This window comes from Clostridium sp. KLE 1755, from assembly GCF_000466465.2.
GTDB classification, from domain to species: Bacteria; Bacillota; Clostridia; order Lachnospirales; family Lachnospiraceae; genus Eisenbergiella; species Eisenbergiella porci.
Genome location: NZ_KE992689.1, coordinates 1 through 10,934, shown reverse-complemented (window position 1 = coordinate 10,934; position 10,934 = coordinate 1). Strand labels below are relative to the sequence as shown.

Sequence of the window (10,934 nt, the reverse complement as noted above, 5' to 3'; positions counted from 1 at the left end):
TGCTTTGCACAACGCCCTATCTGGGCGCACTTTCACGTTTTGGGTGATACCTGTCGGAATACCGCCCCACTTCCTAAAACGCTTCCAAATCTCGACGCTGTATGCTGCGGTCTGTTCCTCTTTGAGCAGCAAATGAAACTCGTCGATGTAATACCGCGTCGCCTTGCCCTCGCTGCGGTTTACCGTTACTCTGTTCCATACTTGGTCTTGGACGATAAGCATACCGACTTTTTTAAGCTGCGTACCGAGTTCCTTAATATCAAAGCAGACAAGGCGGTTATGAATGTCAACGTTTGTCCTGTGGTTAAAAATGTTCAAGCTGCCGTTTACATAGAGTTCCAATGCCGCCGCGATACGCTGCGCTTCCTTTTCCGGCTGCTTCTTGATCTCGTCGTAGAGGTCGCCCAAAATCGGCATATTTTCGGGCTTCGGGTCGGCAAGGTAGTTGCGGTACACGCTGATAACAGCGCGGTCAATCAAGGTCTTTTCGACAGCTTCCAGCCCGTTTTTACCGCCCATAATCAACTCACAAAAGGAAAGGATAAAATCGCTCTTTAAGGCTATGGGCGTGTCGCCCTCGCTGTAATTGAGGTTAATATCCATAGGGTTAATGTACTGCGTGCTGTTCTGCGAAACCTTGATAACCTGTCCTTTCAAACGTCCGACAAGGGGGTAATATTCGGCTTCGGGGTCGCAAATGATAATGTCGTCGGACGTGATAAGAAAAGCGTTTGTGATTTCACGTTTTGCAGAAAAACTTTTGCCGCTGCCCGGTGTGCCGAGTATCAAGCCGTTGGGGTTTTTCAGCTTCTTTCGGTCGCACAAAATCATGTTGTTGGAAAGGGCATTTAAGCCGTAATACAATGCTTCGCCGCTTTGGAACAGCTCTTGCACCGTAAAGGGAACGAAAACGGCGGTGCTGCTGGTCGTCAAGCCGCGCTGGATATGGATAAGGTTTTCCCCCAACGGGATAGAGGACATAAGCCCCTGTTCCTGCCGGTAGTCAAGGCGGGTCAAAATGCAGTTGTATTTCTGTGCGATTGCCGCCGCCCCGAACACTTCGTTATCCAATTTCTGCTTGGTATCTGCAAGGTTTAAGACAAGCAGCGTAAGCAGAAACATTCTTTCGTTGCGGCTCTGCAAATCGCGGAGTAGGTTTTTTGCTTCCCCGCCGTAGGTGGCAAGGTCGGACGGAATAATATCCATGTCATAACCGCTGCGGATTGCTTTCTTTTGTTCTTCAATCTTCATGCGGTCAAGGTCGGTGATCTTGCGCTTAATCGTCTTGATTGCTTCGTTGTGGTCGATACTCTGAATGTGCAGATTGACGATAATCCCGTTTTCCGCGTCCATGAAGTCAGCAAGCATACGGTCGGAAAGTTCCGGCGCGACGATCTGCAAAAAGGAAACCGCACCAAACTTGCCGCCCATTTGAAACATTCGCCCGTCGCCAAATCGGAAAGAGGACGGGGCGATAAAGTCTTTGACGGAAAGACCGCTTGCGGGTAGCCATTCCCACGCAAAGTTAAAGCGTTCCCCGTCCGGGTGGAAAATCCCATGCAGCACTTCAAGACGCTGTTTCCCGTCCAATACCCGCGCCGCCGCGCCGATCACCTTAAAATGGTTGAGGGTGTCCGTTTCAATGCGGGCAAGACGCGCCCGCGCCGATCTGATGTCCTTTGCTTCAACGGTAAAGGTAAGAAACTTGGTCTTGATAAGCCCGTTGTTTCCGCGTTCAAGCTGCGTCCTAAGCATTTCGGTGTATTCTGCTCTGATACTGTCGAAATCGTCATTCTGCGGCGCAATCGTGATACTGTTCTTGAAATCGTCCTTGTTCGCATGGCGGCTGATTAGGGAAAGCTGCACGTTGATAGAAGCGTCGAACGAGTTATACATATCGCAAAGGGCTTCAAAAATGGCGGTTTTGTCGTCCGGCTGCGCAAGCTGATAATTTATATCCTCAAACTCAATGCACTTGGAATACCGCCCGTTTGCAAGGCGGCAAATCCCGTCCTTATACATTCGCTCAAACGGTATGCTGTCCTGCGCCGTATGGGGCTTCCCGTCGCCCTTTGCCTGTCGGATAAGGGTATCTATCTGTTTTCTTTCCTGTCGGGAAAGTTTACGCTTTTCGTTTTGGGTGTTTTTCTTTTCCTTTGACAATCGCCCGTACCTCCTTATCTAATTGCTCTTGCCGCGCAAGGGCGGCATAAAAATTGTTGGTCTGATAAGGTCGCTCTTTGGGGCGAAGAAACTTCACTTCCACAAATTGCCGAATAATCACTTCCAGCGGTTGCCCGTTTTTCTCGTACATGGCAAGCAAAAACATAGGCAGCATGGCAAGCACCATGCACAATGCCGCTGCGCTCGTTCCAACGCTGCCTTTTACCAAAAAGAACAGCGGCAGTCCGATTGCCACCGCCGCGCTGAAACAAATTAGCTGTCGTTTCGTAAGGTTGAACATTACCTTGCTTTTGATTTTTGTTAAGTCCTTTGGGACGGTTACATACGCCATTTCATACCTCCTTTCTGCCCGGAATGTAATCTTCAAAGCGGGGAACAGCATAGAAAAGCCGCTTGTTGTTTACCCATCGTTGCAAATGGCGGGTAACAGGCGGGGCGGTTGGACGCTCGTAAATCATCACATACGGGTCAAAGCCCATAGCCCGCAAGGTGTTCACGCGGTATAAATCCTGTTCGTGAGTGCTGCCGTAGTTGGTAAGAACATACACGCGCCGCTGGCGGCTGCTTTTAATGGCTGTCAAATCCAAAAAACGTTGGAAATACCCGGTCAAGTCCTCGTCGGGATTATCCCATGCAAAATGTACCGCTTTTATCCGTACCCGATTTAACAGGCTGACATTATCCCTGTTCACAAGGCGAATATCCAGCCCTTGCGAAAAATCCACCCATGCGCGGCTTCGTATAAGCTGCTCAATGAGATTTTCATGGTCGGGACAGGCAAGCAGATTAGCGTCCATGATTTTTATTTCCGGCTGCCATTTCCAAAACTCGGACAAATCCGCAACCTTAACGCTTTTGCGCCCCTCTTTACCGCTGACAATGCAAAACCCGCAATTTCTCGGACAACCCCGGCTTAAAAAGCCGTAGGCAATCCCGAAAAACTGCGGGTAGATAGAATAATCCGGGTAACTGTGTTCCACTTCCGGCGGCAAGCGGTTTTTCGTGTCGTAGCCCGTACCGCCGAAAATAACCTGTTCCGCGTTGGTAACGGTTATCGTGTCTTTGGAATAGGTGTCCGTAAAGACGCGGCTTTTATATACAAGGTCGTACCGCCCCTTTGCGTTCCACCATTCCACCGTATGCCCCTTTGCTTTATGATACGCGGATAGCTTCATCAAGCAGAGGTTGGGGAAATTATGGCTGTCAACGTCGATTAAGCCGATTTTCAAATCATAACTCACCCCCTTAATGTGCCGAAAAGACGCTCTTTGCAAGGCTCCCCGTTTTGAAAAGGGTAAAGCACAAGAGGACGGTATAGCCCATGCAAGCCCAGATCGCGCCGGAAATGTCGTCGGTTGCTGCGATTGTCTGTATCAAGACCGCATAAATGCCCACGCACACCAAAATCAAAAACGCTTGAAAACCAAGCGCAAGCAAAGATTTTAAGTAATTCTGTCCCATGCTGCCCCATTCGTGATTTACCATTGTTGCCATCGGGATAGGGGCAACGCTCGTTACAAGGTATATTTCAATCATGCGCCCATACACCACAAGCATAATGCAGATTGACAGGGCTTTCATGGTAAGCCCTACAAAGAGGGATTGAAACCATAACCCCAAAAGACCGCCCACGCTCATAGCGTCGAGTTTTGCTTCAATGTCGGTAATGACGGTGGTAACGTCTATGCTTGTATCGGATATGATAACCCCCGCGCTCTGATTGACGACGCTCTGCGTAACGTCGAAAACTCCCATGACGATGTTCCAAGTGTTTGTTACCAGCAGCACCGCAACAAAGGTCTTAAAAATCCATTTGAAGAAAATCCAAGTGTCGAGATCGTGCAGATTGTTTTTTTCAATTACAAGCTGGATTAGTTCGTAGCACATGACAAAGGTAATGATAACGCCCGCAATCGGTACAATGACATTTTCCGAAAGGCTGCGTATCATGTTGAATATGCCCGCGTTCCACCCGGCGGGGGTCGTGCCGACTTGCGTTGCGATTTCTCCAACCTCTGTATTTACGCTGTCAAACAAGCCGGAGAGGTTCGATAAAATCCCGTCTGTCAAAATGCCGCGAAACCAATCTTCAATCATCTGCCATATCAAAAGTTAATCCCTCCTTTCCCGCGCCCTCCCGTTTCCGAGAGGGCGCGGCGGGTGGTATTTGTTTTAGGCATTATCCAAAAAGTTTGGAAAGAAGCGGAACAAGGGTGCCGCCGATCAAAGCGACACCGCCGCCCGCCATGAGCTGCTTCATGCCCTGGCTTTTGGCTCCGGGATTGTCGTTGCCGTAACCCTCCATTAAGTTAATGGCACCCCAAATGCCAAGACCTGCGCCAAGCGCGATAACCAAAGTCTGCAATACACCAACTGCGCTGTTAAAGAAATCCATATAAACCTCGCTTTCTGCCGCTGTGCGGCTCAAAAAATGTTGTTGAAAATGAAAATGCCGCCGTTATTCCTCGGCGGCTGCGTCCTCGTCGGACAAATCTATTTCGTATATGTCAAAGGCTTCATCGGGCTTTACTATTGCCGGGCGGGTAGACATATACCGTTCCACATCAAAAGCGTTTTTCTTGTCGAAGTCGGAAAGGTATTTGTAGTTCGGGTGTTTCGTTATATCGTATTTGTCGCTTAAAAAGGGACGTACACCGCGTAGCTGCAAAATACATTTCCCACCGTCCATAACTGCTATTTCGTCCTGTGTCATCAACTCCTTTCCTAATTTTTGATAAGTAAGTCCATGAGAAACCTGCGTGCCGCGATTTTCGGAAGTGTTGAAACTGTCGATTGTTTCCCGTCCCAAGTTATCCGAAATATCCTTTGCATTTTTCCCACGTCCTCCCAAAAACAAGGTGCTGTCGGCATTATCAAGTATGATTTCTGCCGCGTCCTTGTAAATGGCTTTTAGCTGGCTCTGCGATTGCAGAATGATAGAAGCGGACATTTCCCGGCTGCGGATTGTGGCAATCAGTTTATCAAATCGGGGTATCTGTCCGATGTTCGCAAACTCATCAAGCAAAAAGCGGACATGAACAGGCAATTTGCCGTTGTATTCGTCGTCCGCTTTATCACAAAGCAAATTGAAAAGCTGCGATTGCAAAATAGCGATAACAAAATTAAAGGTGTCGTCGGTATCGCTCATTATGAGGAAAAGCGCGGTTTTCCGGTCGCCCAATGTATCAAGTTCCAATTCATCATAGGACATGAGTTCCCGGAGTTCCTCTATATCAAAAGGGGCAAGCCGCGCACCGCAAGAAATAAGGATTGACTTTGCCGTTTTGCCAGAGACGAAAAGTCAAGGACTTTTTCATCAAATTCAAAAATAAGTTACATTCTGCGGACTTCTTCACGGAGCATACGCTTGATTTTGTCCTCCATCGTCTCCTTGGCGGTCTCGCTGAAATGGACACGGACGATATAGGTGGTCTTGCCAATCTGCTTTCTGACAGTCGGGCAAGTGGCGGTGTTGGTTGCGGTATTGTTCATTCAAAATCCTCCTGTAAATGAAAAAGTGCCCGGTGACTATTCATCATCGGGCGGTGTCGGTATGAGGGAACAAGGCAAGGCGGCAACATTAAGGTATCTATAAAAGCCTTGCCGTCTTTGCCACGCTTGCCGTGTTCCTGTTGTCAGTCTCGGAGATAGCAGACCCATGCTGTGCCGTCTTTCTCGGTCACAAGTCTGTCCCCGATACGGCTCTTTGCCGTTCTCATGGTGCGTGAGGAAATCCCACGCTCATTGACTGCCTTTTCCAGCTCTGCGCTCGGCATACGCTTTCCGTCCGCAAGCAGTTCCAGAATGAGCATTTGCGCCTGTGCGGTCTTGCTCTCGGTCTTAGCGGTGTCTGTCCCGGCAAGAAGCTCGTCAGCGGTAATGTCATAAGCCCCTATCCACTCAAAGCCTTTCTCGTCTCCCAGAGAAAATGCAAGGGACTGTCCGGGCGGCGCAAGGGAGCTTTTCTCATGGATAAGCACCCTCGTCGTGGGACTGTCTTTCAGCTTGCCGATAAAGAGCAGACTGCGGACTGCCGCCGTGATGTCGATAGACCCTAATCCCCGATAGGTGCTTTGCGTTCCTGCGGCTTTGTTCAGGTGTCCAATCAGCACGATAGCGCACCCGGTAGCCTGTGCAATGTCTCCCAGACTGCGGAATATCGGGCGCACCTCGTTTGCCCTGTTCATGTCCACATCTGTGCCCAGAAACGCCTGTACCGGGTCAATGATAACCAGCCTTGCGTTGTTTTCCCGGATTGCCCTTGCTATGCGCTCATCGGCAAGGGTCAGCGGTGTGTCCCTATCGTCAATGACAAGCACTCTTTCAAGGTCTGCTTCCGCTTCCATCAGTCGGGGCTTGACGGTATCGCCCAGACCGTCCTCTGCGGTCTGGTAGATGATGTTGAAAGGCTCAAGGGTCTCCATACCGGGTAAAGGCTTTCGGTTGGTACAAGCCGCCGCAAGACGCATGGCAAAGTAGGTCTTGCCCTCGCCGGGGTTGCCCTGTATAATCGTCAGCTTTCCAAAGGGGATATAGGGAAACCATAGCCAATCCACGCTCGTCAGCTCCACATCTGCCATGCGGAGCATGGGAACAGGCTGGGCGGTGGGCAGCTCTCGCAGCGTGATTGTTTCGGCTATGAATTTGCGGCTGGGAATGTCCCCTTGCTGACGGAGAACATCGTTCCAGTCTTTCCTTGCCGGGACAAGGCGAATGACGGCGAACTCGCCGGGAATGGACTGTGCCAGTCGTGTGCAGGCTTCATTTCCTGCGGTGTCGCTGTCAAGGCAGAGGAACACTTTTTGGGTGTCCTTGCGCTCAGAAAGAAAACGGTCAAGGGCTTTGCCAGAAACGCCGCCCAGGGCAAGATAATTTCTTGTCTGCCAATCCTGCGGATAAAGGCAGATAAACGATAACAGGTCAATCGGCGCTTCAAAGACAAAGAGCTGATTGCCATTACCCTCGTGTCGGAACGGATAGGATTTGTCAGACCCGGCAATGTCCTGTCTGATTGGGTCTGCCGTTCCTCGCACATGGGCGTATCTCGGCGTACCGCTTCGGTCTCTGCCGACAAACACAACATTGTGCCGCTTTGCGTCCTCGTAAATATCCCCGGAAAGAAGAAAAGCCTCAACAAGCGTTTTGTTGAGACCTCGGCTTTCTGTGAGATATTGGATTGCTCTGTCGGCTGTTCTGTTGTGCAAGGGCAAGTGAAACGCTGTGGGCGGTGCTGTGGCGGCTTCGGTCTGCCCCTCGCCGCTTTCGCCGGTCAGAAGCTGGACGGCTTCGGGAAAGGACTTGCCGTAAAACTCCATGACAAAATCAATGGGATAGCCGCCCTTGCTCTGGCTGTGTCGAAACCACTTGTTTCCACGGACGGTCAAGCTGTCATGTTCTTTCCAGCGGTATTCCCGTCCGCTTTTGATTAGCGTCTCTCCCTGTGTGCGGAGAAAATCTTCCAGACTGACGGCGTTTGCCCGGTCAATCTGCGCTTGGGTATAATTCATCGGGATAGTTCCTCCTTTTTGTGTCGTGTTTGGGGTCGATTTTGGAGCTTTTGTTCCTCTGTGCGCTCGTTAAATCGGGTGGCAGTATCTACGCATGACTTGACCTTCCAAAGACGGTGTAAATCGTCTCTTACGGTCTTGAACTCGCCGTAGGTGGTTTCATGCGCCTGTTCCAACTCGTCATACTCTTCGGTCAGCTTTTTCATATCCACCTTGCCGTCCGGGAACTCTCCGGTCAGCTTTCGTCTGGCGGCGTAGAACTGTTTCAGTTTCGCTTCATGCTCTGCCTTGTACTTGGCTCTGGGCTTCTCAAACTTGATTTTCTGCAAGCCGTCATAGACAGGCTTCAAGCTCTGGAAAGCAGCGGAGCTGTCATAGAGCTGCTTAATTGCTTTCATTCGGGCGGTCTGTTCGTCCAGCGTTTTCTTCAAGCTCTCTGTGGCAGCACTGTGTTCGCTGACACGGCTTTCCAAATCTTCAAGAGTGTAAATGCCGTTTGCCCGGAGATAATTGAAAGTCTCGTTCATCTCCTTTAGGTTGCTGACCTTGCCTTTCTGCGAATACGCCCCGGCTCTGCGCTGGGTGTAATAGGCGTTCAGCAGCGAAACAAGGTCGGGTGCCTGCGGCTTGGCAAGCTCTGCTTTTGCTTCGGCAATCCAATCAAACAGGAGAGTGATTTTCTTCTTGATGTCCCGGATAACGGCATTGGTGGCTTTGATCCAGCGGTTGAACTCGCCTTTCTCGGTGCGTATGCCTTTCTTCTCCATTGCCCGGACGGTTGCGCCCTCGTGGATAGTGGGAAGAAGCTCCACGCCCTGACGCTCATAGCTCCGGTGGTCGATACGAACATCAATACCTTTTTCCGCAAACTTGGCATTGCATAGCTCCGCCCATGCTTCACGCCAATGTTCCAGCGTTTCGGGACTGCCCCAGTCGGTAGTGGGAACGGCGTTGAAAACAAACTCGCCGTTCTGGTCTCGGATACGGTTGCCGTCCTCGTCCAGCTCGTACACCCGGCGTTGCTTTAGTCCCCATTTGCCGTTCTGCTCGATGGGACGGATGGGGCAAAGCACATGGAAGTGTGGGTTTGGTATGCCGCCGTCCTCCCGGTCGGGCTGGTGTACGGCGAAGTCAACCACCATGCCCCGGCTCACAAAGTTCTCCAACAAAAATTGCCTTGCAAGAGCGATGTTTTCCTCAAGGGAAAATTCATTCTGCAAGGCAATGTCAAAGCTGTATGCAAGCTGGGCGTTCTTTCCACGCTCGGCTTTTTCCACGGCGTTCCATAGGGTCTGGCGGTCTGCGTATTCGGGCGGTGCATGGGACGGCAGGAGAATGTCAGAGCAGATCACGCCGCCCTTGCGGGTGTAGTCGCTGTATTCGCCGTAATACTCGCTATACAATCGCTCCCCGGCTCGGTAGGCGGCAGAAGCGATAGCGGACTGTCCTGCGCTTCGCTTAGTCTGCGTGACGCTCAGATGAAATAGTGCCATCGGCTTTCAACTCCTTTTCTCTGTTTGCTTGGCTGATATGAGTAATCGCCATGTGACGGACGGCTCGCTGGACTTCGGACAGGGAAAAGATGTGTTCCATCAGCTCTGTCATTTCGGTGCGTGTGAGATCTTTGACCTCCGGGGCAAGGCTCTCAATTGTGCCGCCCAGATTGCAAAGGCGGTGGGTGCGCTTGGTGCGTTCGCCTTTCTCCAGATACTTCTTTCTATTCTCCAGACGCTCCAGCTTGTGTTGTTCCTGTGCAAGCTGCGTCTCGGCTCGTTCCTTTTCGGCTCGGAGCTGGTCAAGGGTTTTCGGTTTTGTCATTGTGATTGACCTCCTTTTTTGATTTTGGGGATAAAAAAAGACCGTCAACTTTTCGCATAGTGCGACCAGTCAACGGTCTGATTTTCGGTATTTATTTTTCCAAACTTGCTGGCGGCGAACAGCATTTTATGCTGTTTGCGGACGGCAAGTCCACAGGGGATAGCCGCATTAGCGGCGCAAGGGGGTGTAGCCACCTTGACGGAACGAAGTGACGCAACTTTCTCGGTCGGGCAGTTTTCTTCTGCTGACAGAGAATGAAGCTCCGCAGGACGCACATACTCCCGATAGGAGAGTATAGAAGTGCGCCCTTTAGTTCCTAAAGGGAATTTTATATTCTTATGCTATTGTATGCCAATGCTTGACTTTCTATTTTAGCAAAAGAAGCAGGAAAAACTCCCTGCTTCTTTTATCTAATTTAGTTGTTTATAAACTCTTGAATTATTGAGACTAAATTACCATTCACTCTATACAATAAACCATTCTTTGAAACGCATGACAAATTTTTTACATAAAGTTCTTTTGTATTCCTATCAGAAAGGAAAAAGATTATTTTATACTCATATCCAGTTGAAAAACCGCTAATTCCAGATACATGTGTTTCAAGCGAATTCAACTTTTGTATAAGTTGGTCTCTCTGAGAGTTATCCAACTCAACAATCTCACCTGTAGAGCCATTTTGAATCTCAATTTTTATTGCGTTCGATTCAAAGGGAGATTTTAAAATCCAAAAAGCAAATAGAACAACTATGAATATAAGCAGAACAAGTAAACTTATCAAGACCAATTTCCTGTTTTTTTTCATGTCTGATTCCTCTTGCATTTTGAATTAAGGGATTACTCTACAAATTTCGAATAAGGTATGTCCTAAAGAGCCAATATAAGTAGTATCTACATAGCGAGCAGAAGTACCCCAATTATCATTAACTCTAAGATAAAGCTTATCACTACTTCCTGACTTTTTATAGATATTATAACCATAATAAGTTACTGTATGATTTCCATACGATCCACTGGTAAAGCTAATTGCCCCTGGTCTATTTCCATCAACCTCTCCTTTAAGAGTATTGTTAATGGACTCTACACCATTGAAAAAGAAATCGTTATTTGCTGTTCCAGAGTATCCATAATATTTCCAAATATCTTTTGCCAAATTATCAATTTGTGTTGGATTAGTGCCACTTGGTGTATAATAACCATTATCTGTTGCTATGGTTTTAATTCTACCGAACAGAGTGTTTAAATCTGATGGAATCTTTGAATAACCCTGTGATCTATGATAATTAAAAATAGCAGTTAAAGTTGTTAAACTACAATGGTTTTCGGCTTCAAAGTTTGCCATATCCAAAAGTTTAAAACCAGAAATCGATTTACTTGTCTTCAAAGACCATCCAGTTCCATAATTAGTGCCTGCTGATTAAGCCAGTT

11 protein-coding genes and 1 pseudogene are annotated in these 10,934 nt (G+C 48.9%); all 12 read right to left on the bottom strand.

Going from position 1 to position 10,934, the window contains the following annotated elements; genetic code table 11:
* A partial coding sequence (locus HMPREF1548_RS09005; protein WP_021635684.1) for a VirB4-like conjugal transfer ATPase, CD1110 family occupies nt 1-2,163 on the bottom strand: 2,163 nt, incomplete at its 3' end.
* Entirely contained in the window at nt 2,123-2,515 is a 393-nt protein-coding gene (locus tag HMPREF1548_RS09000; RefSeq protein ID WP_006774460.1) for a PrgI family protein, read from the bottom strand. The genes HMPREF1548_RS09000 and HMPREF1548_RS09005, both read right to left, overlap by 41 nt.
* A 1-nt stretch (nt 2,516) precedes the next feature.
* Nucleotides 2,517-3,425: a radical SAM protein gene (locus tag HMPREF1548_RS08995; protein WP_021749496.1), complete on the bottom strand. Its 909-nt coding sequence runs from the start codon at nt 3,423-3,425 to the stop codon at nt 2,517-2,519.
* 4 nt (nt 3,426-3,429) lie between these two features.
* Entirely contained in the window at nt 3,430-4,293 is an 864-nt protein-coding gene (locus HMPREF1548_RS08990; RefSeq protein ID WP_007860210.1) for a VirB6/TrbL-like conjugal transfer protein, CD1112 family, read from the bottom strand.
* Between the two features lie 70 nt (nt 4,294-4,363).
* On the bottom strand, nt 4,364-4,579 hold the full coding sequence (locus tag HMPREF1548_RS08985) for a Maff2 family mobile element protein (protein WP_003508243.1): 216 nt from the start codon (nt 4,577-4,579) through the stop codon (nt 4,364-4,366).
* A 63-nt stretch (nt 4,580-4,642) separates the two neighbouring features.
* Nucleotides 4,643-5,476: pseudogene (locus HMPREF1548_RS08980) on the bottom strand (VirD4-like conjugal transfer protein, CD1115 family); the annotation flags it as partial.
* 41 nt (nt 5,477-5,517) lie between these two features.
* A complete protein-coding gene (locus tag HMPREF1548_RS28865; RefSeq protein WP_021635681.1) occupies nt 5,518-5,676 on the bottom strand; it encodes a transposon-encoded TnpW family protein in 159 nt (52 codons plus the stop codon).
* Nucleotides 5,677-5,819: 143 nt separating this feature from the next.
* Nucleotides 5,820-7,691, bottom strand: coding sequence for an AAA family ATPase (locus tag HMPREF1548_RS08975; protein ID WP_021635680.1), 1,872 nt, complete (start codon nt 7,689-7,691; stop codon nt 5,820-5,822).
* Nucleotides 7,688-9,184, bottom strand: a complete 1,497-nt coding sequence (gene mobQ, locus HMPREF1548_RS08970; RefSeq protein WP_021635679.1) for a MobQ family relaxase — start codon at nt 9,182-9,184, stop codon at nt 7,688-7,690. Before mobQ ends, HMPREF1548_RS08975 begins: the two co-directional genes overlap by 4 nt.
* The gene (locus tag HMPREF1548_RS08965; RefSeq protein ID WP_003500140.1) at nt 9,150-9,509 is read right to left on the bottom strand and encodes a DUF3847 domain-containing protein; all 360 of its coding nucleotides are present in this window, start codon (nt 9,507-9,509) and stop codon (nt 9,150-9,152) included. The genes mobQ and HMPREF1548_RS08965 overlap by 35 nt, the downstream gene beginning before the upstream one ends.
* Nucleotides 9,510-9,924: 415 nt before the next feature.
* Complete coding sequence (locus tag HMPREF1548_RS08960; protein WP_035321635.1) at nt 9,925-10,311, bottom strand: hypothetical protein; 387 nt, start codon at nt 10,309-10,311, stop codon at nt 9,925-9,927.
* 24 nt (nt 10,312-10,335) lie between these two features.
* Nucleotides 10,336-10,890, bottom strand: coding sequence for a cysteine peptidase family C39 domain-containing protein (locus tag HMPREF1548_RS29430; protein WP_157065652.1), 555 nt, complete (start codon nt 10,888-10,890; stop codon nt 10,336-10,338).
* Between the last annotated feature and the right edge of the window lie 44 nt (nt 10,891-10,934).

Coding starts and splice junctions, on each gene's coding strand:
- HMPREF1548_RS09000 (WP_006774460.1), bottom strand. CDS start 2,515: ATGGCGTATGTAACCGTCCCAAAGGACTTAACAAAAATCAAAAGCAAG.
- HMPREF1548_RS08985 (WP_003508243.1), bottom strand. CDS start 4,579: ATGGATTTCTTTAACAGCGCAGTTGGTGTATTGCAGACTTTGGTTATC.
- HMPREF1548_RS28865 (WP_021635681.1), bottom strand. CDS start 5,676: ATGAACAATACCGCAACCAACACCGCCACTTGCCCGACTGTCAGAAAG.
- HMPREF1548_RS08975 (WP_021635680.1), bottom strand. CDS start 7,691: ATGAATTATACCCAAGCGCAGATTGACCGGGCAAACGCCGTCAGTCTG.
- mobQ (WP_021635679.1), bottom strand. CDS start 9,184: ATGGCACTATTTCATCTGAGCGTCACGCAGACTAAGCGAAGCGCAGGA.
- HMPREF1548_RS08965 (WP_003500140.1), bottom strand. CDS start 9,509: ATGACAAAACCGAAAACCCTTGACCAGCTCCGAGCCGAAAAGGAACGA.
- HMPREF1548_RS08960 (WP_035321635.1), bottom strand. CDS start 10,311: ATGAAAAAAAACAGGAAATTGGTCTTGATAAGTTTACTTGTTCTGCTT.